Annotated in this window: 16 protein-coding genes; 6 read left to right on the top strand and 10 right to left on the bottom strand. The window is 69.8% G+C overall.

The features are described 5' to 3' along the window. Nucleotides 1–25: 25 nt before the first annotated feature. The 4 genes from FCH28_RS08830 to glnII form a co-directional block, all read right to left on the bottom strand. Nucleotides 26–625 (bottom strand): winged helix-turn-helix domain-containing protein, encoded by a 600-nt coding sequence (locus FCH28_RS08830; RefSeq protein WP_136739221.1) that lies wholly within the window; start codon nt 623–625, stop codon nt 26–28. Nucleotides 626–930: 305 nt separating this feature from the next. Next, entirely contained in the window at nt 931–1,599 is a 669-nt protein-coding gene (locus FCH28_RS08825; RefSeq protein WP_187363793.1) for a rhomboid-like protein, read from the bottom strand. 1 nt (nt 1,600) lies between these two features. Further along, nucleotides 1,601–2,506, bottom strand: coding sequence for a DUF6891 domain-containing protein (locus FCH28_RS08820; protein ID WP_136739220.1), 906 nt, complete (start codon nt 2,504–2,506; stop codon nt 1,601–1,603). Between the two features lie 120 nt (nt 2,507–2,626). Next, a complete protein-coding gene (gene glnII / locus FCH28_RS08815) occupies nt 2,627–3,649 on the bottom strand; it encodes a glutamine synthetase (protein WP_136739219.1) in 1,023 nt (340 codons plus the stop codon). 349 nt (nt 3,650–3,998) lie between these two features. Between glnII and FCH28_RS08810 the strand changes: the two genes are divergently transcribed. Both FCH28_RS08810 and FCH28_RS08805 read left to right on the top strand, forming a co-directional pair. Then, the gene (locus FCH28_RS08810; RefSeq protein WP_136739218.1) at nt 3,999–5,585 is read left to right on the top strand and encodes an AMP-binding protein; all 1,587 of its coding nucleotides are present in this window, start codon (nt 3,999–4,001) and stop codon (nt 5,583–5,585) included. A gap of 160 nt (nt 5,586–5,745) precedes the next feature. Next, the gene (locus FCH28_RS08805; RefSeq protein WP_136739217.1) at nt 5,746–6,018 is read left to right on the top strand and encodes a hypothetical protein; all 273 of its coding nucleotides are present in this window, start codon (nt 5,746–5,748) and stop codon (nt 6,016–6,018) included. 121 nt (nt 6,019–6,139) lie between these two features. Here FCH28_RS08805 and FCH28_RS08800 read toward each other — a convergent pair whose 3' ends face one another. Both FCH28_RS08800 and FCH28_RS08795 read right to left on the bottom strand, forming a co-directional pair. Then, nucleotides 6,140–6,745 (bottom strand): PadR family transcriptional regulator, encoded by a 606-nt coding sequence (locus tag FCH28_RS08800; protein WP_136739216.1) that lies wholly within the window; start codon nt 6,743–6,745, stop codon nt 6,140–6,142. Nucleotides 6,746–6,838: 93 nt separating this feature from the next. Continuing rightward, nucleotides 6,839–8,860, bottom strand: a complete 2,022-nt coding sequence (locus FCH28_RS08795; RefSeq protein ID WP_136739215.1) for an NADPH-dependent 2,4-dienoyl-CoA reductase — start codon at nt 8,858–8,860, stop codon at nt 6,839–6,841. Between the two features lie 374 nt (nt 8,861–9,234). On the opposite strand from FCH28_RS08795, the gene FCH28_RS08790 reads away from it, so the two are divergent. Together FCH28_RS08790 and FCH28_RS08785 are read left to right on the top strand one after the other, a co-directional pair. Next, on the top strand, nt 9,235–10,104 hold the full coding sequence (locus FCH28_RS08790; RefSeq protein ID WP_136739214.1) for a HalD/BesD family halogenase: 870 nt from the start codon (nt 9,235–9,237) through the stop codon (nt 10,102–10,104). A gap of 141 nt (nt 10,105–10,245) precedes the next feature. Continuing rightward, nucleotides 10,246–12,081, top strand: coding sequence for a choline/carnitine O-acyltransferase (locus FCH28_RS08785; RefSeq protein WP_136739213.1), 1,836 nt, complete (start codon nt 10,246–10,248; stop codon nt 12,079–12,081). 81 nt (nt 12,082–12,162) lie between these two features. On the opposite strand, the gene FCH28_RS08780 is transcribed toward FCH28_RS08785, so the two are convergent. From FCH28_RS08780 to FCH28_RS08770, 3 genes are all read right to left on the bottom strand, one after another. Then, on the bottom strand, nt 12,163–12,579 hold the full coding sequence (locus FCH28_RS08780; RefSeq protein ID WP_136739212.1) for an SANT/Myb-like DNA-binding domain-containing protein: 417 nt from the start codon (nt 12,577–12,579) through the stop codon (nt 12,163–12,165). Between the two features lie 602 nt (nt 12,580–13,181). After that, on the bottom strand, nt 13,182–14,441 hold the full coding sequence (locus FCH28_RS08775) for a type II toxin-antitoxin system HipA family toxin (protein WP_136739211.1): 1,260 nt from the start codon (nt 14,439–14,441) through the stop codon (nt 13,182–13,184). Beyond that, on the bottom strand, nt 14,438–16,141 hold the full coding sequence (locus FCH28_RS08770; RefSeq protein ID WP_222852405.1) for a DUF262 domain-containing protein: 1,704 nt from the start codon (nt 16,139–16,141) through the stop codon (nt 14,438–14,440). Before FCH28_RS08770 ends, FCH28_RS08775 begins: the two co-directional genes overlap by 4 nt. Nucleotides 16,142–17,395: 1,254 nt before the next feature. Between FCH28_RS08770 and FCH28_RS08760 the strand changes: the two genes are divergently transcribed. Together FCH28_RS08760 and FCH28_RS08755 are read left to right on the top strand one after the other, a co-directional pair. Next, on the top strand, nt 17,396–18,265 hold the full coding sequence (locus tag FCH28_RS08760; protein WP_246102598.1) for a lipase family protein: 870 nt from the start codon (nt 17,396–17,398) through the stop codon (nt 18,263–18,265). After that, the gene (locus FCH28_RS08755) at nt 18,262–22,563 is read left to right on the top strand and encodes a caspase family protein (RefSeq protein ID WP_246102596.1); all 4,302 of its coding nucleotides are present in this window, start codon (nt 18,262–18,264) and stop codon (nt 22,561–22,563) included. The genes FCH28_RS08760 and FCH28_RS08755 overlap by 4 nt, the downstream gene beginning before the upstream one ends. A 341-nt stretch (nt 22,564–22,904) precedes the next feature. Here FCH28_RS08755 and glnA read toward each other — a convergent pair whose 3' ends face one another. Then, the gene (glnA, locus tag FCH28_RS08750; RefSeq protein WP_136739208.1) at nt 22,905–24,314 is read right to left on the bottom strand and encodes a type I glutamate--ammonia ligase; all 1,410 of its coding nucleotides are present in this window, start codon (nt 24,312–24,314) and stop codon (nt 22,905–22,907) included. Nucleotides 24,315–24,332: the final 18 nt, after the last annotated feature.

Here is a 24,332-nt window from a genome sequence, read left to right as displayed (position 1 = left end):
GATGCGGCTTCGCCCTCGGCCTTCGTCAGGCGCTCGGCACGTACTTGTAGCCGACCCGCCGCACCGTCACGATCGACGCCCGGTGCTCGGCGCCCAACTTGCGGCGCAGCCGGGCCACATGGACATCGACGGTACGGCCGTCGCCGACATGCCCGTACCCCCACACCGTGGTCACCAGCTGGTCGCGGGTGTGCACCCGGTGCGGGTTGCCGACCAGATGGGCCAGCAGCTCGAATTCGAGGTACGTCAGATCCAGCGGCCGGCCCTGGACCTGGACGGTCCGGCGCTCGGGGTCGATCCGCACAATCTCGTCACCGGCCGTCGCTGCTGCTGTCGTTGTCGCCGGCGCCGGGGGCGCCGTCGGCTCGGCGGCCGGCTGTGCGGCGGCGGTCTGTTCGGCCGGTACGAGCACCAGGTAGCCGACCATCGGCGGCTGGCCGGGCAGGGCGGGCAGGCTGTGCGCCGGCGCGGGCAGCCAGGTCGCGCCGGAGTTCAGCAGCTCGGAGACGGGCGGCACCTCGTCGGGAGATACGGCACGCAGTCGGTGGCGGTGCGGGGCCGGAATCTTGGGCGGGACTGCGGTGGCCGTCGCGGAAGGGGCAGGGAGCGTACGGAGGTTCGTCATCAGGGTCAGCTCTTTCGCGCAGTGGGGCGTCGGTCGGGGACGTCGTGCGCGCGGGCAGGGCTGGAGACGCCGGTCAGCGGCGTCGGTGAGGCATGTGCGGGCCCGCGCTCAGTGCGCGCGGCAACACAGACGGTCGAATGCGTGCGCCTGCCGGGACGGCCAGAAAGGCTCGAGGTCGCTGCGACCTGTCGCGGTATCGGTGAGGCTGGCCATGCCCCTATTGAACCAGACAGTCGCTGACCAGGGGAACGGAGTTGCGCGCGTCACTCGTTCCGGCAGCCGGCCGCGACCCCTCCCGGCGCCCCTCACCGTGCCCGTCCCGCCCTCGCCACGCGCGATCCCGCTCCTATCGCGACGCCGAGTGCGAGCGCCGTCACATGGCCCGCGTCGGTGAACGTCCGCCCGGGGCGCAGCACCGGCCGGATGCCCAGCGCCAGCAGCCCGGCCGTCGCCGCGGCCCGCGCGCCGCGGTGCGGGACCGTCGAGGCCAACGCGCCGAGCGTGGCGTAGAAGCCGTAGCTGGCCCCGACGTCGACGGCCCGCGCCGTCGCGTCCGGTGGGCTGTCCCGCACAGCCCTGAGGGCAGGGGAGGCGCTCTTGTGCATCCGGCCGCGCAGGCCCGCGTAGACCAGCAGGCTCGCGCCTATGTGCCCGGCCGCGAACACCCCGGCGGCGCGCCCCGGGCCCCAGCGCACCTCGGCCGTACCCAGCGCGGCGAGCAGTGCGGCGCCGTACGGCAGCGACAGCGGCTCCTCGACGAATGCCGCGCTGGTGACCAGCGTGTGCCATCTGCCGGCCCGCAGACTCTCGACGTTGGTGGAGTTCGCGCGCAGCAGCTCCGTGCGCCGCGCGCGGGGCAGCCGTGCGGTGGCGAGGGCACCCGCCTGCACGGCGCCGACATACAGCGGCGCGACCCAGGGGATCCGGCGTGAAAGGGCGCCGAAGCGGGCGCTCCCGGGGGACTTCGGCGGCATGTCAGGCTCCCGTCGGCAGTCGCTTGCGCCAGTCCAGCGGCGTGATCTCGATGACCTTGTTCGGGTCGCCCTCCCACCGCGCCGGCAGGCCCGCGCCGGTCAGCGCGGCCACCACCGTCCGTCCGACCTCGGCCCACTCCTCGTCGGAGCCGTCATAGGCGCCGTACCGGACCGAGAGGCCGTGGCCGGCGGCGGCCGCCTCGGTGTCCTGGTAGTGGAAGAAGGCGAAGCCCCGGTCGCTGTCGGCGCGCTCGCCGTGGATCTCGGCCAGCCCGCAGCCGCTGCAACAGGTGAAGTTCATCCGCGCCGTCAGCCCTTGGGCGTCGAGGGCGGCGAACGCCTGGGCCACCCGGTCCGCGTCCGTCACCTCGGGCCACTCCGCCTGCTCGGCGAGCCGCTCCTCCCACAGCGGTGCGACGATCCGCCGGGCCTCCTCCATGGTGACCGGGGTTTCGTCCGGATCGAAGGCGTCGCTCACCCCCTGGGCGACCTTGTGGAAGTCCCAGAACCCGGACCGTATTTCCTTACGGGCTGTCTCCTCGGCCCGCGCACGGGTCTCCGGATCCAGACCCGGGGTCGATGTCAGATCCGCCGGCTGCCAGTCGAGCGCCGTACGCCAGGAATCCGCGCCCCGGGCCCAGGCCAGGAACACCTCCACGACCTGCCCGGCATCGGCGGTCTCCGCGCTGAAGTGCCGGTCGGGGCCGCCGTCGCGGTACTCCACCGCGAACGCTCCCGTGCCCTCGCGCCAGGTCTGCACGAACCTGTGGTCCTCTTCGGGGGTCCGCTCGACGACCACGAAATGGTCGTCGTCGGCGCCGATCCGCCGGAGCAGGGCGGTCAACTCGGCTGCGGTCGGACGCGAAAGAACCGGCCCGGTCTCGGTCTTGACGGTGATCGGAAGCATGCCCACAGCGTGCCACCCGCCACTGACAATCGGCGTCGGGCCGGCGTGGTCCGTGCACGCGAAGGGGCCGGACCACACCGGCCCGGCCCCACTCACGCTCTACAACGGAAGGTCTCCGTCTCAGACCTGGCCGCGCCGCTCCAGCTCCGTGCAGCAGGTGTCCACGATCAGCCGGGTGACCACGTACGGGTCGACGTTGGCGTTCGGCCGCCGGTCCTCGATGTAGCCCTTCTTCTCCACCTCGACCTGCCAGGGGATACGCACCGAGGCGCCGCGGTCCGAGGCACCGTAGGAGTACTGGTCCCAGGGGGCGGTCTCGTGCGCGCCGGTCAGCCGGTCCTCGATGCCGGTGCCGTACTGGCGCACGTGCTCCAGCGGCTTGTCGCCCTCGCCCAGCGCCTCGCAGGCCGTGATGATGGCGTCGTAGCCCTCGCGCATCGACCTGGTCGAGAAGTTGGTGTGCGCGCCCGCGCCGTTCCAGTCGCCCTTGGCCGGCTTGGCGTCCAGCGACGCGCTGACGCCGAACTCCTCCGCCGTACGGTGCAGCAGCCAGCGCGCCACCCACATGTGGTCGGAGACCTCCAGCGGCGCCAGCGCGCCCACCTGGAACTCCCACTGGCCGGGCATGACCTCGGCGTTGATGCCGGACAGGCCCAGACCGGCGGCCAGGCACAGGTCGAGGTGCTTCTCGACGATCTCCCGGCCGAAGATCGCGTCGGCGCCCACACCGCAGTAGTAGTCGGCCTGCGGGGCCGGGTAGCCGCCGCCCTCGGGGAAGCCGAGCGGACGGTCGCCCTTGAGGAAGGTGTACTCCTGCTCGATGCCGAAGATCGGCTCCTGGCCGGCGAACTTCTCCGCCACCGGGCGCAGCAGCGCACGGGTGTTGGAGGCGTGCGGGGTGAGGTCGGTGTTCAGCACCTCACACAGGACCAGGACGTGGTCGCCGCCACGGATCGGGTCGGGGCAGCTGAACACCGGCTCCAGGACGAGGTCCGAGGAGTGGCCTTCGGCCTGGTTGGTGCTGGATCCGTCGAAGCCCCATCGGGGCAGCTCGGCGCCGTCCGCGAGGATCTTGGTCTTGGAGCGGAGCTTGGCGGTCGGCTCGGTGCCGTCGATCCAGATGTACTCGGCCTTGAAGGTCACGGGGTCCTCTTACTACGGGTAGGTGCGGGCACGCGTGCGGACGTGCAGCCGCACTCTCGCAACCGGCCGTTTCTCGTCCGTTGCCCGTATGTGAACCGCAGGTTACTCAGTCGGACATGCCCGGTTTGCGCATCTGTTCGACCCTCTATGCCCCGTTAAATCTCCCTGTGACGTTCCCCTGTCCCTCCTGTGACGCTCCTCTCCGCCCGCCCCGTGCCCGCCCCCGTACACGGACCGGCGGCCCGGACCGCGGCGGGGCAGCCCGTCCCCCACTCATGCCTCAACAGCCATGGCTTCATGGCGATTTTGGTCGTGGAAGGCATGAGTGAACCGCTCTAGCGTCAGGGCCATGACCGAGCCGCACGGCAGAACCGACCCGCACCCGCCGCACACCGAACCGCTGTATGTCGACACCCTGCTCACCGCCCTCGCCCGCGATCCGGCCCACCCCGCCGTGATCACCCCGGACGGCGAGACCGTCACCGCCGAGGCCCTGCACGCCACCGTCCACCGCATGGCCGCCGAACTCGCCGAACGAGGCATCGGCCGCGGCCGCACCGTCTCCCTCCTCAGCGGCAACCGCCCCGAAGTCCTCGCCGCGCGCTATGCCGTCAACCTCCTCGGCGCACGCGTCGTCTTCCTCTACGACGGCATGGCCCCCGAGACCCTGGCGCGGGTCGCGGAGAGCGTGGAGACCGCCCTGCTCCTCGTCGACCCCGCCCTGCACGACACCGCCACGGCCCTCCTCGCCCACCTCCCCGGCCCGCGCCCGGAGGTGCTGACCCTCGGGCCGGTAGCGGACGACGAGGTGTCCGCCCTCGGCCCCGACCTGTCGGCCGCCAGCGCCGCCCGCCCGGCCATCCCCGTCCCGAACGCCGCCCGCCCCGAGGACGACTGGTGCATCCGGCACACCGGTGGGACGACCGGTATCCCCAAGGGGATCCGGATGGCGCACGCCCCGTACGCCCGCCTGCTGCGCACCCAGACCCTGGAAGCCGCCGGGGGCCCGCCCCGCTTCCTCGCCTGCACCCCGCTCGCCCACCTGGCCGGGATCATCGCCGACTTCACGCTCGCGGCCGGTGGAACCGTCGTCCTGCACCGCGGCTTCGACCCCGCCGCCGTGCTCGCCGCCATCGCCCGGCAGCGCATCACCCACCTCTGGCTGCTGCCGCCGCTCCTCCACCGTCTCCTCGACCATCCCGACCTCGCCGGCACCGATCTCGGCTCCCTCACCCGCATCACCTACGGCGGCTGCCCGGCCGCACCGGACCGGCTGCGGCAGGCCATGGAGGTCTTCGGCCCGGTGCTGTACGGGTGGTACGGCCAGTCCGAGGCGATGTCGATCACCGAGGCGCGCCCGTCCGACCACACCGCGGCCGGCCCCGGCGGCCGGATCTCCGTCGGCCGCCCGCTGCCCGGAGTGGAGCTCGCCATCCGGGACCCGGACGGGCGGACGCTGCCACCGGGGGAGCGGGGCGAGATCCATGTACGTTCCGCCGGCGTGATGACCGGCTACTGGAAGCAGCCCGAGCGCACCGCCGAAGTGCTGTCCGACGGCTGGCTGCGCACCGGCGACGTCGGTTTCCTGGACGCGGACGGCCGGCTCCACCTCGTCGACCGGCTCAAGGACGTGATCATCGTCGTCGGCGGGCATGTCCCTCCGGCGGAGGTCGAAGACCTGCTGCACACCCACCCGGCGGTCGCGCACTGCGCCGTCTACGGGGTGCGTACGGCGGACGAGACCGAGGAGGTGCACGCCGCCCTCGTCCCCGCCCCGGGGCACCGCGTCGACGCCGCCGAGATCCGCGCGTTCGTCACCCGCCGCAAGGGGGCGATGTACGCGCCGGCCGTGGTCCGGATCCTCGACGACATCCCCCTCACCGCCGTGGGCAAGCCCGACAAGACCCGGCTCCGGGCCGCTGCGGCGGCCTCCTGAAACCGGGCCGCCACGGGGCGGTACCCGACTCGGCGGGCGGGGTCGCCGGAAGGCTTTGCTTCGGGCCCCAAATACCGCCTGGCCAGGGGCTTTTGTCAGTGGTGGCCAGTAGAATGGGAACCAGTCAGTGAGGGTTCACCGTTGCTACAGGAGGTTGCCGATGGCCGCTGCCACACTCATGACGAAACCTCTCCCGACCCACCCGCTGCCCAAGAAGCCACTGCCCGCCGGATGGCCCCGCGAGCGGTACGAATCCCACAACCGCCGGCTGAAGGCCATGCGCCTGGCCATAGCCCTGATGGACACCGGCTGCTACCGCCCCGAGCAGGCGCACAACCGTAAGATCCGGGCCACCGCGGCCGAAATAGGGGTACATGTCCCGTCCGACACCACCTGCCGCCTGGTCCGGGCCCTGATCTACGACAACTGCTGACGGCGCGTCAGCGTTCGTTGAAACGGACCGGCCGGCTCCGGGGGCTTCCCCGGGGCCGGCCGAGGCCGTAGCGCCACTTGAGCCGCACCAGCGCTCGGGCCGGGCCGACGCGTGCCACCGCTCAGGCGGAGGCGTCCCCCGGCGCGTCCGGGCCCCCCGTATCGGCCCCTTCCGCCACCTCGGCCACCTCGGCCGCGCCCACCTCGGCCACTTCCGCCAGTGCCTCCGCCAGCCACTCCACCCAGAACGTCTCCAGGCTGATCCCGGCCCGGAGCACCAGCCGCCGCAGCCGGTCGTCGGCCGATGCCGGGGCCGCGAAATCACGCCGCTCGATCTCGGTGTACTCCGCCAACTGCCGCTGGTGCAGGGCGAGATGCCGTCGCAGCTCGTCATCGAGCCCCTCGCACCCGACCACCGCCGCCGCGCGCAGCCGCAGCAGCAACGCGTCCCGTTGCGGTTTGGGGTCGTGCCTGCCCGACGCCCACTGCGTCAGCTCCGCGCGTCCCGCGGGCAGCACCTCGAACTCCTTCTTCTGCCCGCGGGCCGGCTGATCGCTGGGCAGCGCGCGGATGAACCCGGCCTGCTCCAGTTTGCCCAGCTCGCGATAGATCTGCTGATGCGTGGCGGACCAGAAGTAGCCGATCGACCGGTCGAACCGGCGGGTCAGCTCCAGCCCCGACGACGGCTTTTCGAGCAGGGCGGTCAGGATCGCGTGCGGCAGGGACATAGCTGAATCCTAGGCACGCCGCTCACTCACCGGACGTGCCAGGTCATCCGATGCCGCAGGTCACCCGACGTGCCGGCGCCCCCCGGCGCCGGGTCACAGGGTGGCCGCCAGCTCCGTGCCCTGCTGGATGGCGCGCTTGGCGTCCAGCTCCGCCGCGACATCCGCACCACCGATCAGATGCACGGCCTGCCCGGCGGCAAGCAGCGTCTCGTACAGGTCGCGACGCGGCTCCTGCCCGGCGCACAGCACCACCGTGTCGACCTCGATGACCTCGCGCGTGCCGTCGACCGTCACATGCAGCCCGGCGTCGTCGATCAGGTGGTACTCGGCGCCGGCGACCATGGTGACCCCACGGTGCCGGAGCTCGGTCCGGTGGATCCAGCCGGTGGTCTTGCCCAGCCCGGCGCCGACCTTGGTCGGCTTGCGCTGGAGCAGATGGACGGTACGGGGCGGGGCCTTCCGGCTCGGCGCCTGGAGCCCGCCCGGCGCTCCGTAACCGGTGTCCACGCCCCACTGCCGGAAGAACGCCTCCGGATCCAGGCTCGCCGCCTCCCCGTCATCCGTCAGGAACTCCGCGACGTCGAACCCGATCCCGCCGGCCCCGATGATCGCGACCCGCTCGCCGACCGGCGCCCCGTCCCGCAGGACGTCCAGGTAGCTCACGACCTTGGGATGGTCGGTCCCCGGGATCTGCGGGCTCCTCGGCGTGACACCGGTCGCGAGCACCGTCTCGTCGAAACCGCAGGCCGTCAGCGTCTCGGCGGTGACCGCGGTGCCCAGCCGGACGTCGATCTTCCAGTGGTCGAGCCGGTTGCGGAAGTAGCGCAGCGTCTCGTTGAACTCCTCCTTGCCCGGCACCTTCCGGGCGATGTTGAGCTGCCCGCCGATCCGGTCCGCCGCGTCGAACAGTGTCACCTCGTGCCCGCGCTCGGCCGCGGCCACGGCGCACGCCAGCCCCGCCGGCCCGGCGCCGACCACTCCGACGCGCTTGCGCCGCCGGGTCGGCGCGAGCACCAGCTCGGTCTCGTGGCAGGCGCGCGGGTTGACCAGGCAGGAGGTGATCTTCCCGCTGAAGGTGTGGTCCAGGCAGGCCTGGTTGCAGCCGATGCATGTGTTGATGGCGTCGGCGCGGCCGTCCGCGGCCTTGGCGACGAACTCCGGGTCGGCGAGGAACGGGCGGGCCATGGACACCATGTCCGCGTACCCCTCGGCGAGCAACTCCTCCGCCTTCTCGGGTGTGTTGATGCGGTTGGTGGTCACCAGCGGGACGGTGACCGCGCCCATCACCTGCTTCGTCACCCAGGCCCAGGCGCCGCGCGGCACCGAGGTCGCGATGGTGGGGATCCGGGCCTCGTGCCAGCCGATGCCGGTGTTGATGATCGTCGCACCGGCCGCCTCGATCTCCTTGGCGAGCGTGACCACCTCGGGCAGGGAGGAGCCGCCCGGCACCAGGTCGAGCATCGACAGCCGGTAGATCAGGATGAAGTCCGGGCCGACCCGCTCCCGGACACGGCGGACGATCTCGACGGGGAAGCGGATCCGGTTCTCGTACGAGCCGCCCCAGCGGTCGGTGCGGTGATTGGTCGCAGCGGCGATGAACTCGTTGATCAGATAGCCCTCGGAGCCCATGATCTCGACACCGTCGTAGCCGGCCAGCTTCGCCAGCCCGGCGGCCCGTACGAAGTCCTCGATGGTCTGCTCGACCTCGGCATCGCTCAGGGCGTTCGGCACAAAGGGGCTGATGGGGGCCTTGATGGCGCTCGGGGCGACCAGGTCCTCGTGGTACGCGTACCGGCCGAAGTGCAGGATCTGCATCGCGATCTTGCCGCCCTCGCGGTGCACCGCGGCGGTCACCGCCCGGTGCTGCTCGGCCTCGGCCTCGGTGGTCAGCGCGGCGCCGCCGGACCAGGGGCGGCCGGTCTCGTTCGGGGCGATGCCGCCGGTGACGATCAGGCCGACGCCGCCACGGGCGCGCTCGGCGTAGAACGCGGCCATCCGCGCGAAGCCGTTCTCGGCCTCTTCGAGCCCGATGTGCATGGATCCCATGAGCACACGGTTCGGCAGCGTCGTGAAGCCCAGGTCGAGGGGGCTCGTCAGGTGCGGGTACGGGCTCATCCGGGGGCCTCCTTGCGCGGCGGTCGTCAGGGAAGGTTCTAGACCACCCGGCCGCCATTCTGCAACTAGTTGCATAAGGACGTCGCCGGTCGCGACGAAGGTCACATCGCCGGGGTGCGGGCAGGGGGCGCGGGCGCGGGGTGCGGGCGGGACGCGGGGAGCGGTCGCGGCGGGGAGCGCCGGGGAGACCGGATCCGCTCCGGGCCTGGCAGCGCCGTCGCCACTTGACCACTCCGCGGCCCGACTATGCCGCCCGGCCGGGTGTGACGTATCACAGACAACACGTCACCGCTATGGGAGCTTCAACTGTGCTTCAACTGTGGTTGCCGGTAAGGGAGTTACCGGCGGTCGGTCCGGTACGTGGAGAGGAACGAATGAGCACCCTGGAAGCCCTGACGCTTGATCACGTGGTGGACACGGATCGGTACCCCCTGTCGGCACTCGACGGCGCCGAAGGACAGGCGGTGATCACCCGCGCCCGGCGCGAGCTGTCGACACTCGGCTGCACCGTCCTCCCGGACTTCATCCGCCCGTCGCTCCGCGATGTCCTGCGGCAGGAGTGCTCGGCGATCGCCCCGCGCGCACACTTCGACGTCGAGACCGTAAATGTCTACAACATCGCGGTGGACGAAAATCTGCCCCAGGACCACCCGGGCCGGCTGCCCTTCGAACGCGGCAACGCATTCGTCGCGCGGGACCGCATCCCCGCGAACTCCCTCATCAGCCAGCTCTACTCCGCCGAGGTGTTCCAGCGCTTCATCGCCCGCTGCTTCGCTCTCCCGCAGCTGCACGAACTGGCGGACCCGCTCTCCGGCCTGGTCCTCAACGTCGTCGAGCCGGGCAAGGAACACCCCTGGCACTTCGACACCAACGAGTTCACCGTCAGCATGCTCACCCAGGAGCCGCAGGACGGCGGCGACTTCGAGTACTGCCCCAACATCAGGTCAGCACAGGACGAGAACTTCGCCGACGTACGGGACGTACTGGCCGGCCGCGGCGACCGGCTGGTCCGGCGCCTTCCCCTCCGCCCCGGTGATCTGCAACTGTTCAAGGGCCGCTACTCGTTGCACCGGGTGAGCCCGGTACGGGGCGAGGCCGCGCGCCACTCGGCGATCTTCGCCTACAGCGAGCGCCCCGGCGTCATCGGCAGCGTGGCCAGGACCCACCAGCTGTTCGGCCGCGTACTCCCCGAACACCTGGCGGCCGAGGGCCGTTCCGTACGGGGTGACCAACTGCTGGATTAGCGACACCGGCCACGAGCCATCCACACCTACAGGGCCCTGTGCCTCCAGGACCCTGTGCCTCCAGGGCCGCACGGCCACGCCCCCAAGAGCCAACCCACACATCCCGCCCACATCCCGCACCCAGCCGAATCGAGACCGTACGTGAACAACGCCCAGGGATCAGCGCCCACGGCCACCGACCCCACGTCCTCCGGCCCCACCTTCAGCCACGAGAACACCCTCCCGCGCGTCCCCCTGCCCACCCTGGAGGCGAGCTGCGAGCGGTTCCTCGCCTGGTGCGCGCCGCTGCTGACGGCCGACGAGCGGGCGGCCACCGAGGCGGAGGTGGCCGCCTTCCTCCGCCCCGACGGCGCCGGCCGGATGCTCCAGGCCGCGCTGGAGGCGTACGACGCCACCGACGGCGTGCACAGCTGGCTCGACACCTTCTGGCCGTACCGCTACCTGGGCCGCCGCGACCGGATCGCCCTCAACGCCAACTTCTTCTTCCTCTTCCAGGACTCCGGCCAGTCGCAGCTGGAGCGGGCGGCCGGCCTCGTCGCCGGCGCCGTCCACTACAAGAAGCAGCTCGACCAGGAACTCATCCCCCCTGTCGTGCAGCGCGGCCGGCCCCAGACCATGGAGCAGAACAAGTACCTCTTCTCCACCACCCGCATTCCCGGCCCGCAACAGGACACCGTCCGCGCGCCCTACACCGAGGAGCAGCCCGGCCCGTCCGACGCCCGCCACATCGTCGTCTTCTTCCGCGGCGCCATGCACAAGCTCGACGTCCTGGGCACGGACGGCGTACCGCACAGCCTGGACGACCTGGAGGCGGGCCTGAACGCGGTCATCAAGGCCGGCGCCGAGCCCGCCGACGCGGCGTCCTCCGTCGGCCACCTCACCACCATGGCAAGGGCGGAGTGGGCAGCCACCCGCGAGTCCCTCCGCACGTACGACCCCCGCAACGCCACCACCCTCGACGACATCGAAACCGCCCTCTTCTGCGTCTGTCTGGAGGACTTCGCCCCCGCCGACACCCAGGAGGCGTGCGACAACCTCCTGCACGGCGACCGGGGCAACCGCTGGTTCGACAAGGCCGTGTCCTTCATCGTCTTCGCCGACGGCCGCGCGGGCATCAACGTCGAACACTGCGAACTGGACGGCACCACCGTCCTCAGCTTCGTCGACGCCCTCCTGGGCACCCCGGCACCGGAGCACTCCCGCCTGTCCGGAGCCCGCTCCCAGGGCCTGCCCGCCCTGGAACCCCTCACCTTCACCCTGGACGACGACCTCCGCGCCCAGGTCCGCTCCGCCGCCGAAGCCTTCGCCGCATACGGGGAGGCCACCGCCACCACCACCGTCTCCTTCGACGACTTCGGCGCCAACACCGCCAAGGCACTCCGCGTCTCCCCGGACGCCTTCGTCCAGCTCGCCTACCAACTCGCCCACCAGCGCGCCAAGGGACACCTGGGCGCCACATACGAATCGATCGCCACCCGCCAGTGGCGCCGCGGCCGCACCGAGGCCATGCGCGTCGTCACCCCCGAGATCCAGGCGTTCGTGGCCGCGATGGAGGACCCGGCGGCCGACCCCGACACCCGCCGCACCACCTTCCGCGCCGCCGCCGAAAAGCACGTCGCCCGCGCCAAGGAATGCCAGGCCGGTGACGCCCCCGAACAGCACCTCTGGGAACTGGAACTCATCCAGCGCCGCCGCGGCGCCGAACTGGGCGTCACCGAACAACCGGCCCTCTACCGCACCCCGGGCTGGCTGACCATGCGCGACGACTACCTGAGCACCAGCTCCGCCCCCTCGGCCCACATCCAGTACTTCGGCTTCGGCTCCACCAGCAGCCGCTGCATCGGCGTCGCCTACGTACTCCTCCCCGAACGCTTCAACGTCTACCTGAGCACCCCCCTCCCGGTAGCCGCCCCAATGCACACCTTCGCCGACCACCTCCGCGCCGCGGTGACCGAACTCCGCGAACTCCTGGCATGAGCAACGAGCCCCGTCACCGCCGCAGGGGCGGTGACGGGGCTCGCGGCCGGGCAGCCACAGACGTTGGGGCCTTGGCCCCTGTCAGGCGAGGCTTTCCAGGCCGAGCTTGGCCAGTCGCGAACGGATGGCGTTGGGCTTCCGGCCGAAGTGCTTCCCGAGGGTGTCGAAGTCCCGCTCCCCATCCTGGTAGAGCGCCAGGAGACGAGCGTCGTCCTCCGGTGACCAGGGATGCCCCATCCGCGGATAGCGCGCACGCAGCTCTTCCGGCGACGCCCGCCTCCTGCCGGGCTCGCCCTGAGGGCAGACGGACTCGATGATGTCCAGCGGGAACTCTCCGACGTGGGTGCCCGCGAGCCAGAGGTTCAGGTGGTCGTCGTCGAACGTGATCCGGTCGGCCTGGACAGTGGCCGCCCGTCGAAGGACGTCGTTGTCGTTCGGGTCCTGGTGATAGTCGGTGAACGTCAGACGGAACGTGGTGCGCACAGTGGAATCCCCCATAGCACCATCCTGACGCGACCGTTGCCTACCCGGAAGATCGTTTTTCGCCGTGCCCGCCGCGGCAGCGCGGCATCAGGACCGCCCGACCACAACACGACGGCGACGGCGGAGAGACGCCGGCCGCAGCCCGACCCGCCCCACAGAAAAGGCCGTCGGCCGCGCCTTCCGAGAGCGGAAGAACACGGCCGACGGCCCAGAGCCTGCCAGGAGAGCGAAAACCCGCTCTGACCTGTGGGGTTCTTAGATGTCGAAGTATGGCTAGAGGAAAGCGTTGACCTGGGCAGATGCATATTGATCGACCAGGCCGGTGCACAACCGGTGCACACCGCGGTGAGTGGGCGCCAGGGCCAGGGTACAGACGACCTCGCCTGGTTCAAGTTCAAGAGCAGCTACAGCATGGGTTACGGGGTGATGGCGTCGCGGGCGCCGGGAGCGCCGGCTCGGTCCACGTCCGGGACGCAAAGGACACCCAGCGGGAAGGATGGGTGCTACGCCTCGCGGCCTGGTCGAGTTCGTAGGGTTCGCTCGCCACGGATAGTGCCACCGCATGGGCCAAGTCATGTGCCTGCGGTCCACTTGCGATGGACTGCGGGACGCCGATGTCAGGACCCGGACAGCATGGCCGCGGCCTGGTGGCGGATCCACTGGTCCACGCCGGAGCGCAGCGCGGTGTTGTCGGCCAGGATGTGCTCGAACTCCGGCCAGAGTGCCCGTGTGCGTTCCACGGTCTGCGCGGCGATGGAAGGGAGGTCCGCATGGGTGTACCCCATGTGGTGGTCCAGGCGGGACTGGAGCCGTTTGAATGTACTGACCCCTACGTCTTCGAAGCGCTTGCTGCCGCCGAACTTCAGGCCGAGGTCCTCGGGTTCGTCGGCGGGGGCGTAGGGGACCGTGGACACGAGGTCGTAGACGGGGGAGAGGGCCGGCACTCGGCGGTCAGCGTAAATCAGTGACCAGTTCTTCAGGTGGGCGTCGCCGTTCCCGACGGCCGTCGAGAAGGCGATGCGTCGGACGGCCTCGCGCAGGCCCGCGGAATCCTGGCCACGGTAGGCGAGAGCGGCGATGCTCTCGAAGGTGCCCTCGTACTTGGCCTGTGGGTACTTGTCCCGGATCTGGGCGAAGTCCTCAATGTGGACCGGGGTTCGGTGTGCGTCGGGCAGTCGGTCGAAGCGGCGTACCGCGTATGCCCACTCCTCGTCGTTGGGCCACATGCGCGGTGGCACTCCGTCGAGCTCGTCACGATGTATGAGGCGTACGTCGGGGGCGTCGACGCCCACGGCCCGGGCCAGGGACATAATGGCGAACTCGTTGCGCGGCACGTCGGGATGGCGGTAGTCGGGGAACTTGACTAGCCAGTCGCCGTGCTGACCGGCGGCGGGCACGGTGAGGCGGTCGCCCTGGGCCAGCATGGAGAACTTGAGCGCGACGCCGGCCAGGGAGAAACGCCAGGGTGAGTCGGAAGGAAGGGAGTAGGCCCCGCTGCCGCTGCCCTCGCTTTCGACCCACTCCCAGTCCTCGTCCGGACCGTCGGCCAGCATGACCTGGACCGCGCCCGGAAGGTCGTGGCCGACCTGGACGAGTAGCTCCATTTCCCGGTCGAGTGACACCCCGCGGTCGTGGGCGATCCACTCGCGTAGCGGGCCCTCGGGGAGCAGGTTGGAGAACCACTTCGGCAGGCGGAGGGCGGAGGCGTACGGCTTGGTCAGTCCCTCCTCGAAGCGCAGGCCGAGTACGGGCCGCAGCGGGGAGTCCAGGTACGACTCGCTGAGGACGAAGCGCGTGTGGTCGCCCTTCTGGCAGAGGGTGCCGATGCGGCGCCCGTGCAGGAGGACCGCGAAGAACTTCTCCGGCAGTGGTGTCATTCGGCCAAGTCGTCCAGTTCGTCCAGGTCGAGAGAGTCCAGGGAGGGGGTGTCCTCGTAATTCCACTCGGCCATGCGGTTCAGGAATTCCTGCAGATGCTTGGTGATCGACTCCTGACGCTTAGTCAGGAAACTGTTCCGGTTGTCGTTCAGTATGTCGTCGATCATGGAGTCGTCGAGGCAGTGGGAGGCCAGGACCGCGTTCCACGTCCTGTCGTCCAGATCAATCGGCCTCTGCCCGAGCAGTATCGGAATCTCGTCGACGGGATCGGTGGAAGTGGGCAGGAACAGTCGGTTGGAGGCGAGGAGCTGCTGCTGCGGTGTGAGGCCGCGAGGGTAGATCCGGTGGGCGGCCATGGCGGCGGTCGATTGGTCGCCGAGCAGGGTAGCGAGGTCCTGCGCGTCGAACCGTTGGCCGGTGACCAGAGAACGTGGACCGAGCGACCACCATGCGCTGAGTACCACCTTCGCGGTGGCTTCGTTGGTCTTGAAACGTACGGCGTTGGGCGGAGAGGTGGGGGCGTCGGCCATCGCTGCGATGAGTCCATGGATGGAACCGCGCTCGTCGCCCTGCTTGATTCGGGCCGAAAGCACCCGGCCGACCTGGGTGAAGCTGCCCTTGAACACAGCCGGGCCGGCCACCGCCACACGCCAGTACAGCCGGCGCAGAAGGCGCAGGGTGTTCTCCTGCGGTTCGGGGAAGTGGGCGAAGAAGCGGGTGAGGACGACGAGGAGGGCCCGATAGGCGAGGAGTGAGAGGTGCGGCACGCCGGCGTGCGTCTGCAGGAAGCCGACGGCGCGGACGAGAGCCTCCTCCCCCTCGGCATACGCGGTGTCCCGCTCCTCGCCGGGGAACTCTCGCACCGCACGCCGCCCACTTTCCTCGAACTCGTTGCGGATGTCCCGGGCCGGGTCGGGCGCCCGCCGGGCGAGGATCGAGGCGAGCACCGTGTCGTCGTCGATCGTGCCGAAGCCGGTGCGGTCGGCGACGCGGTCGGCGATGCGGGAGAGAGACAGGCGGTTCTGGTGACCTTCCTCGGGACCGGCGAAGAGAGCGGAAAAGATCTCGGCCCGGCTCAGCCGCTTTCCGTAGTTGTTCATCCGGTCAAAGATGTCGGTCAGGATCTTCTCGTCGTCCTGCCGGACTAGGTACGCCGGAACCTTGAACTGCCGCAGGATCTTGGCCACCCGTTCGGCCTCGTCGAAGTACTCGAAGGCGGCCTGTCCCTCGCCGCGGAACCAGCCGATGAGGACCTTGAGGTCAAAAAGGACGGGGAGCGGGATGTGCTGCGGCTCAAGAGTCTTGGGCTGGGGTACGAACTCCTTCGCCGCGAGGTCGTAGTACACGGAGAACGGGGTGTGTGGGTTGCCCTGCGGGGACAGGGCGTTGGCCAGACTGGTGATGCGCTGCTGGCCGTCGACCACCCAGAGTGTCTCCTCCGAAGCGGGGGCTTCGATCTTGAGCCGGCCAAGGGTCAGGGTGTCCGCGGGCGAGCGCCTGACCCAGAGGAGGAGGCTGCCGATCGGATAGCCCTTGATGATGCTGTCGAAGAGCCGGATGACGTCCTGTGTCCCCCAGCGGAAGTCCCGCTGGAAATGCGGAACGCGGATTTTTCCGCTCCAGGCGTGAGTGATCAAGTCTTCGAGGTCGTACGTCGTCGCGCTGGGCTGTGTTTCGAGACCCGCGGTGCCCATGCTCATCGCCCCTCCGGCTAACTGTGTGTCATTAGCGTGACCGAACTACCCATGATCGGCAATCGAGTTGGCGTTATTGATCCAGTTCCGGGGGGCGTGGGCGCAGGGGAAGCAGGCCGGGCCCGGCCATGTGGTCCCGCAGATAGGGGGCCGCCGATGTACTCCGTCGCTGGCCACGGCTGCAGGGCCCTCCGGATCGGCATCCAGGAACGCGGCGATTTGCGGCCCCCAGATCGTCTTCAGGGCTCTCCGTCTCCTGCGCCAATCGCAGACGGCTCTCGGAGTCTCGGAGTGACGGCTTGATCACCTTCACGACGCTCGACCCGCCGCCCCGCGACTCCCCGGAAGACACCTGGTGGGTCCCGCCATGACCGATCCTGTCGAGCAGTTCGACGTCGCTGAGCTCAGTCGGATTCTCGGGGCTCAGCAGGGCCACTTTCACGTGAGTAATGTCCCTTCGGTCAGATCGGCCACATGTTTCTGACTGAACGGTAGTAGGCCGAAGGCCCATGCATGCCTGTTCCAGCATGACGGGGTCTGACGTGTCCGTCGGCGCCTACGCGGAAGCGATGAGCCGGTCACGCCCTTGTCCGCAGCTGCCGGCACTCCCCACCAACAGGCGCGCCCGGGGCTTCTCCCCGTGGCCGCCGGGGGACGCGTGCGGTGAGGTTGGGTACGCGCGGGGCCGAGCCCACTCCTCAGCCTCCTGCCTTTCGTCGCGGGGGAGGCCGCCGGGTACTCGCTTCCACAGGAGTGCCTCGGCATCGCACGCGGACGGCAGAAGCATGGTGCCGCGATCAGCCCGCGTTACAGTCACCTGTGCCGAGCTGAGCGCGTCGTGGACAGCCACCCGCCTTTTGCTCCAACCGGGGGAGCGGCTCACGGAGAACCTCGTCCGCCATGTCGGATTCCAGGGTCAGCTTCAAGCCCTGACTCTCTGGCTGTGCTTGTGCCACACCAAGAAGGGCGCTATTGAGCTGACTCTCCTGGAAGCTGCTTGCCAACACATGGGCTACGCGCGCTTCTAGACGGCGCTGGTGGGGGGTTGGGGAGTCCTCGACAGAGGACGCAAGAAGACCACCGCCAGCGCCTTTCATCGCTACCTCAGCGGCAGGCAACAAGTCTCGCTTGACGGCTGGAAGGAGGCGCGCCTCCCTGTTGGGTAACGCGCGACAACACCGGATCCAGCCGCTGCTGGCACGGTGGTCGGTGGTTGTGCCTACAGTGCTTGTTACAGCTGAGAGAGTTCCGGGGGTTTTTGTGCCGCGTGTGGTGGGGGTGCACGGGATTGGCAAGCAACTGTTAGGTGAGGGCACGCTGTTGAAGGAGTGGCAGCCTGCTATGGCCGATGGGTTGCGCCGCGCGGGGGTCGGCGACGCCGTGTCCGAGTTGGATTTGGCGATGGCGTTCTATGGGGACTTGTTCCGACCGGCTGGGCAGTATCTCGCGGTTGGGGATCCTCGCTTCACGGCCGCCGATGTGGACGAGGGTTTCGAGCAGGAGCTGCTGCTGGCTTGGTGGCGTGCGGCGGCCGAGACCGACCCCGGCGTGGTGCCTCCTGGTGCGGACACTCTCGTTGCGACGCCACGCTCGGTGCAGGCTGCGTTGCGGGCCCTGTCGGGGTCGCGGTTCTTCGCCGGTCTCGCCCTGCGCTCCATGGTCTTCGACTTGAAACAGGTCCACCGTTACCTCCTCGACGCCGAGTTGCGGACCCAAGCCCGTACTCGGGTGATCGATGCCATCGGGGAGGACACCCGGGTGGTGGTGGCGCACTCCCTGGGCTCGGTGGTCGCCTATGAGGCGCTGTGCGCCCTGCCCGGCCATCGGGTGCGGGCCTTGGTGACCCTGGGGTCTCCGCTGGGCATCCCGAACTTGATTTTCCATCGGCTGGAGCCCCGGCCGGTCGAGTTGGGCCGCGCGGCGCAGGGGGTGTGGCCGGGTGGGCAGGGCCTGGTGTGGACGAACATCGCTGATGAGGGCGATGTGGTCGCGCTGGTGAAGGAGCTGCGTCCGGCGTTCGGTGAGGGCCTGCGTTCGGCGCGGGTGCACAACGGTTCCCACGCGCATGATGCGACCATTTATCTGACCGATGAGTTGTGCGGGCGCGCGATCGCGGAAGGGCTGGCATGACCGCTCTGCACAGCGACGGTGCGGGTACGGAGGAGCCGCGCCGGTTCCTGATCGCCACCGCCGTCTCCCGGTACCCCAATTCCCCTGATTTGGACCGGCGGGAGCTGGTCGACGCCCGTGAGCGCGTCATCGAGCTGTTCACGGGCGAGCTGGGCTACCAGCACTACACCGGCCTCGGGCTGGACCCCACCGGCACCCAGCTGACCGGCCAGTTGAACGCGTTCTGCGCGTCTCCGGACCGTCGCGAGGACGACGTGATCGTGGTCTACCTGGCATGCCATGGCGAGGTCCTCGACGAGGGCGGCGAGTACGTCTTGTTGACCGCCGAGAGCGACGGGGACAATATCGCCGGTACCTCATTGCCCGCCGTAGAGCTGGCCCGCAAAATGCTGGTCGGAACGAAGGTACGGCGGCTGATGCTGTTGCTGGACACCTGCTACTCCGGGCAGGGAGGCAACGAACTGGCCGCAGCCGCCCTGGGGCGCATAGGCGCGAAGTGGGGACAGACCACCGGTTCGGGGCTGGTGGTGGTCTCCTCCGCCCAGCCGCACCAGCAGGCCAAGGCCGGCGCCTTCCCCCACCTGCTCACCGAGGCCGTGGCCAGCCAGGCCACCGCCGGGCACGGCCCGGATACGTTGTCGGTGTCCGCTGTGGTGCAGCAGATGAACGACCACCGTGACCGGCCCACGTACCAGCGCATCGGCCTGGCCCTGATCGGGCTGACCGGGGAGCCGCCCGCCTTCCTGCCCAACCCGCGTCACAGCACCCGGCTAACCGACGTGGACCTGGCCGTCCAGCAGGCCGCCGAGTTCGACGAACAGGCCCGGCGGCGCGCCACCGAATTCACCACCCGCCTGCTGGTGCGCGCCATGGGCTACCACGGCGATGCCTCCCAGGGCTGGTGGTTCTGCGGCCGCCACGCAGCCCTGGACCACCTCGCGAACTGGCTCCGATCGCCCGGCACCGGCAGCGAATCGACGTGCCGGGTCGTCACCGCGGGCCCCGGCTCGGGCAAGACCGCCGTACTCGGCCTGATCGCCGCCCTGGCCCATCCCGAACGCCGCCGCACCGTCCCCATCGACTCCCTCAACCTCGCCCCCCAGTTGATCCCCGAGGAAGGCGCGCTCGACGTCTCCGTCTACGCCCAGAACCTCACCGACACCGACGTGCTGCACGCACTGGCCGCCGCGGCCCACGTGCATGCCGACACCGTCGGCGAACTGCTCGAAGCCCTGGGCGCACGACAGGGCGAGCGGCCGTTCACCGTCCTCATCGACGCCCTGGACGAGGCCGCCACACCCGACACCCTGTGCTCACAGATCTTGCGCCCCCTGATCGACCACTCGGACGGCCGCATGCGCCTCCTGCTCGGCACCCGCCCGCACCTCCTGGACCGCCTCGGCGTCACCCTCAAGCACCACTCCACCAGCGAGCAGGTCGTCGACCTCGACGACCCCCGCTACGCCGACCCCGAGGCGCTGCAGGCCTACACCGTCTACAACCTGCTCGAAGCCCACCGCACCTCTCCCTACAGCCGGCACCCCGAAGCAGCAGCTCCGGTCGCCCAAGCGGTCGCCGCTGCCGCCGGAACGTCGTTCCTCGTCGCCCGCATCGCCGCCGGCACCCTCGCCGCAGCCGACGACGTCATCGCCGACCCGTCGGACCAGCAGTGGCAGAACAGCCTGCCTCGCCTGCCTGGACAGGCCATGCACGACGACCTCACGCACCGCCTGGGCCCGGACGCGCAACGGGCCGCGGACCTCCTGCGCCCCCTGGCCTTCGCCGAAGGCCAGGGTGTGCCGTGGGAAGACATCTGGGCCCCGCTGGCCTCCGCGATCTCCGGCCGCACCTACACCGACGAAGACCTCCTGTGGCTGCGCGACACGGCCGGTTCCTACGCCGTGGAAGCCACTGAATCCGGCCGCTCCGCCTACAGGCTCTACCACCAGGCCCTGGCCGAGCATCTGCGCGACGGCATCGACCCGCAAGCCGTGCACGCGGCGTTCACCGACGTCCTGACCGACCGCGTGCCCTACCGCGCCGACTCGACCCGCGACTGGTCCCGCGCACACCCCTACACCCTCAACTACCTTGCCACCCACGGGGCCGCAGCCGGACGCCTCGACGAGACCGTCACCGACACCGAATACCTCGTCCACGCCACCCCCCGCGGCCTCACCCCACACTTGCACCACGCCCGCACCGAGCGTGCCCGGCTGACGGCAGCGGTCTACCGCGCCTCCATCAGCATCCACGGAACCGCCACCGCGGCTGTCCGCAGACAGGTACTCGCCCTGGACGCCGCGCGGGCAGGTGCCAACTCCTTGCAGCAGCAGTTGGCCGACCACATCCCGGAGGGGAACTGGGCGCCCCGGTGGGCCACGGGAAGCAACTTTTCCCCGGCGTTGCGCGACACCCTGACCGGCCACGAGGACAGGGTGAGAGCGGTGGCGTGTACCAGCCTGGGCAGCAGGCCGGTCGCGGTGACCGGCGGCGACGACGGGACGCTGCGGGTGTGGGACCTGGCCGCGGGTACGGCTGTCGGCCAGCCCCTGACCGGCCATGAGGGCAAGGTGCTCGCGGTGGCATGCACGAAGCTCGACCAAACCCCCGCCGCCGTGACGGGCGGCGATGATGGAACGGTGCGCATATGGGACTTGGTTTCCGGCACCGCCCTGGGGCGCCCCCTGACCGGCCACGACGGCAAGGTGTTGGCGGTCGCGTGTACGTACCGGGAGGGCGCGCCCATCGCGGTGACCGGCGGCACTGACGGCACCGTACGGGTGTGGGATCTGGCCTCCGGTACGCCCCTCGGCGATCCCCTGACCGGCCACAGAGGCGAGGTGTTGGCGGTCGCGTGTACATACCGGGAGGGCGCGCCCATCGCGGTGACCGGCGGCACTGACGGCACGGTACGCGCGTGGGATCTGGCCTCCGGAACACGGCTCGGTTCCCTAAGAAGCCTCGGTGCCCCGACCGGTCACGACGGCAGGGTGTACACGGTGGCTTGCACGATCGTGAACGGCAGGCCCGTTGCGTTGACCGGCGGCGAGGACCACAAGGTCCGCGTGTGGAATCTGGCCTCCGGTACCTCTCTCGGCAAACCCCTGACCGGCCACGACGACTGGGTGCGAGCAGTGGCGTGGTCGGGCAATTCGGTCGCGGTGACCGGCAGCAACAGGACGGTACGCCTGTGGGATCTGCCCTCTCGTACCCGCATCGGACAGCCAATGGTCGGCCACAACGACTGGGTGAACGCGGTGGCCTGTACGAGGCTGGACGACACCCCTGTAGCCGTAACCGGCGGCGGCGAGGGCAAGGGGACGGTCCGGGTATGGGACCTCACCTCCAGCACTCCTCTGGGCAATCCACTCACCGGCCACGAGGACTGGGTGTACGCCGTGGCGTGCACAAGCCTGAACAACAGACAGGTCGCGGTGACCGGCAGCAGTGACGCGACCGTACGGGTGTGGGACCTGACCTCCGGTACCCCTGTCGGCAGGCCCATGACCGGGCACGACGGAACGGTGTACGCGGTGGCGTGCACGAGCCTGAATGGCAAGCAGGTCGCGTTGACCGGCGGCGAGGACCACAAGGTGCGCGTGTGGGATCTGGCCTCCGGTACCCCCCTCGGCAAAACCCTGACCGGCCACGACGATTGGGTGCGCGCGGTGGCGTGCGCGTGCTGGCAGGGAAGGCCGCTCGCGGTGACCGGCGGACAAGACGGGACGGTGCGAGGTTGGGATCTGGCCTCCCGTACGTCCCTCGGTCCTCCCATGAAAGGTCACGAGGGCTGGGTGCGCGCGGTGGCGTGCGCGAGCTGGCAGGGAAGGCCGCTCGCGGTGACCGGCGGGGGCGACGGGAGGGTGCGCTTATGGGATCTTCCCTCCGGCAAGCCCATCGCCTCGCCCCTGGAAGGACACGACGGCGGAGTGTTCGCGGTGGCGTGTACGAGCCTGGACGGCATGCCGGTCGCGGTAACCGGCGGCGGTGACGGGAAGGTGCTGGCTTGGGACCTGCTCTCCGGCAAGCCCCTCGGCCAGCCCTTGATCGGTCACAACGGCCCGGTGGTCGCGGTGGCGTGCACCGTCCGGCACGGCACCCCGATCGCGGTTTCAAGCGGCGGTGAGCTCGATGGGACGGTACGGGCGTGGAACCTTCGTACAGGCGAGCCCACCGGGCTCCTGGCAGCGAGCAGTCCTCAGGCCGTCGCCCTTACGGCCGAAGGGGATCTCGTACTGAGCATGGGCGCCGATGTAGCGGTCTTTGGGCGGCGTCCGCCACGTGAGCCGCGCTAATTCGGGTGCGCTCTTCTTCCGCAATGGTGGCGCACGGCCCCCGGGCAGCAATCGCCAAGGCACGCGAGATCGTGAGCATCCTGCGGCAGTAGTGCCGCCTTTCACTTCAGTCTTGCGAATCCACCTCAACACGCCGAGGTTGCCCACCAGGCTGACAGCGCAGCAGTCCGCAAGACACCCGATCAAGACCGTCGCCACCAATCGTCAAAAGACCAGGTCAGCGACCCCACAGGATCATGCAAGTGAGGGCCGCCATCTCCTCGGAGATGGCGGCCCTCACTCTCGCATCTGATTGCCAGTCAGGCTTCCGGAGCCTGGCCCCAGGTCACCCGACCCCCTCTTTAGATGTCGAAGTACAGCTCGAACTCGTGCGGGTGCGGCCGCAGCTGGATCGGCGCGATTTCGTTGGTGCGCTTGTAGTCGATCCAGGTCTCGATCAGGTCGGAGGTGAAGACGCCGCCCTGCTGGAGGTACTCGTTGTCGTCCTCGAGGGCGTCGAGGACGGCCGGGAGGGAGGTGGGGACCTGGGGGACGCCCGCGTGCTCCTCGGGGGCGAGCTCGTAGAGGTCCTTGTCGATCGGCTCGGCCGGCTCGATCTTGTTCTTGACGCCGTCCAGGCCCGCGAGGAGCAGGGCGGAGAAGGCGAGGTAGGGGTTCGAGGACGGGTCCGGGGCGCGGAACTCGACGCGCTTGGCCTTCGGGTTGGAGCCCGTGATCGGGATGCGCATGGCCGCGGAGCGGTTGCGCTGCGAGTAGACCAGGTTGACCGGGGCCTCGAAGCCGGGGACCAGGCGGTGGTACGAGTTCACCGTCGGGTTCGTGAAGGCGAGGAGGGAGGGGGCGTGCTTGAGGATGCCGCCGATGTAGTAGCGGGCGGTGTCCGAGAGGCCCGCGTAGCCCTGCTCGTCGTAGAAGAGGGGCGCGCCGCCCTGCCACAGGGACTGGTGGACGTGCATGCCGGAGCCGTTGTCACCGAAGATCGGCTTGGGCATGAAGGTCGCGGTCTTGCCGTTGCGCCAGGCGACGTTCTTCACGATGTACTTGAAGAGCATCAGGTCGTCGGCGGCGGCGAGCAGCGTGTTGAACTTGTAGTTGATCTCGGCCTGGCCGGCGGTGCCGACCTCGTGGTGCTGGCGCTCGACCTGGAGGCCGGACGCCTCCAGCTCCAGGGAGATCTCGGCGCGCAGGTCGGCGAAGTGGTCGACCGGCGGGGCCGGGAAGTAGCCGCCCTTGTAGCGGACCTTGTAGCCGCGGTTGTCCTCGAGGGCGCCGGTGTTCCAGGCGCCGGCCTCGGAGTCGATGTGGTAGAAGGACTCGTTCGACTTCGTCTCGAAGCGCACGCTGTCGAACACGTAGAACTCGGCCTCGGGGCCGAAGTACGCGGTGTCCGCGATGCCGGTGGAGGCGAGGTAGGCCTCGGCCTTCTTGGCGATGTTGCGCGGGTCACGGCTGTACTGCTCGCCCGTGATCGGGTCGTGGATGAAGAAGTTGATGTTGACGGTCTTGTCGCGGCGGAACGGGTCCACGCGAGCCGTCGACAGGTCGGCGCGCAGGGCCATGTCGGACTCGTGAATGGCCTGGAAGCCGCGGATCGAGGAGCCGTCGAACGCGAGCTCCTCGGCCGGGTCGAACGCCGTTGCCGGGATCGTGAAGTGCTGCATCACACCGGGCAGGTCGCAGAACCTGACGTCGACGAACTTGACGTCCTCGTCCGCGATGAACTTCTTGGCCTCGTCGGCGTTCTGGAACATCCAACTCCTCCTAGCCCG

It is taken from the genome of Streptomyces piniterrae (genome assembly GCF_005048155.1).
Taxonomy (GTDB): Bacteria; Actinomycetota; Actinomycetes; order Streptomycetales; family Streptomycetaceae; genus Streptomyces; species Streptomyces piniterrae.
The sequence above is the reverse complement of the archived record's forward strand: the minus strand, read 5'-3'. Positions and strand labels throughout refer to the sequence as shown.

What these genes read in the sequence shown, in the direction of transcription:
- FCH28_RS08830 (WP_136739221.1), bottom strand. Translation starts at nt 625, where the DNA reads ATGACGAACCTCCGTACGCTCCCTGCCCCTTCCGCGACGGCCACCGCA.
- FCH28_RS08825 (WP_187363793.1), bottom strand. Translation starts at nt 1,599, where the DNA reads ATGCCGCCGAAGTCCCCCGGGAGCGCCCGCTTCGGCGCCCTTTCACGC.
- FCH28_RS08820 (WP_136739220.1), bottom strand. Translation starts at nt 2,506, where the DNA reads ATGCTTCCGATCACCGTCAAGACCGAGACCGGGCCGGTTCTTTCGCGT.
- FCH28_RS08810 (WP_136739218.1), top strand. Translation starts at nt 3,999, where the DNA reads ATGACCGAGCCGCACGGCAGAACCGACCCGCACCCGCCGCACACCGAA.
- FCH28_RS08805 (WP_136739217.1), top strand. Translation starts at nt 5,746, where the DNA reads ATGGCCGCTGCCACACTCATGACGAAACCTCTCCCGACCCACCCGCTG.
- FCH28_RS08800 (WP_136739216.1), bottom strand. Translation starts at nt 6,745, where the DNA reads ATGTCCCTGCCGCACGCGATCCTGACCGCCCTGCTCGAAAAGCCGTCG.
- FCH28_RS08795 (WP_136739215.1), bottom strand. Translation starts at nt 8,860, where the DNA reads ATGAGCCCGTACCCGCACCTGACGAGCCCCCTCGACCTGGGCTTCACG.
- FCH28_RS08790 (WP_136739214.1), top strand. Translation starts at nt 9,235, where the DNA reads ATGAGCACCCTGGAAGCCCTGACGCTTGATCACGTGGTGGACACGGAT.
- FCH28_RS08780 (WP_136739212.1), bottom strand. Translation starts at nt 12,579, where the DNA reads ATGGGGGATTCCACTGTGCGCACCACGTTCCGTCTGACGTTCACCGAC.
- FCH28_RS08775 (WP_136739211.1), bottom strand. Translation starts at nt 14,441, where the DNA reads ATGACACCACTGCCGGAGAAGTTCTTCGCGGTCCTCCTGCACGGGCGC.
- FCH28_RS08770 (WP_222852405.1), bottom strand. Translation starts at nt 16,141, where the DNA reads ATGAGCATGGGCACCGCGGGTCTCGAAACACAGCCCAGCGCGACGACG.
- FCH28_RS08755 (WP_246102596.1), top strand. Translation starts at nt 18,262, where the DNA reads ATGACCGCTCTGCACAGCGACGGTGCGGGTACGGAGGAGCCGCGCCGG.
- glnA (WP_136739208.1), bottom strand. Translation starts at nt 24,314, where the DNA reads ATGTTCCAGAACGCCGACGAGGCCAAGAAGTTCATCGCGGACGAGGAC.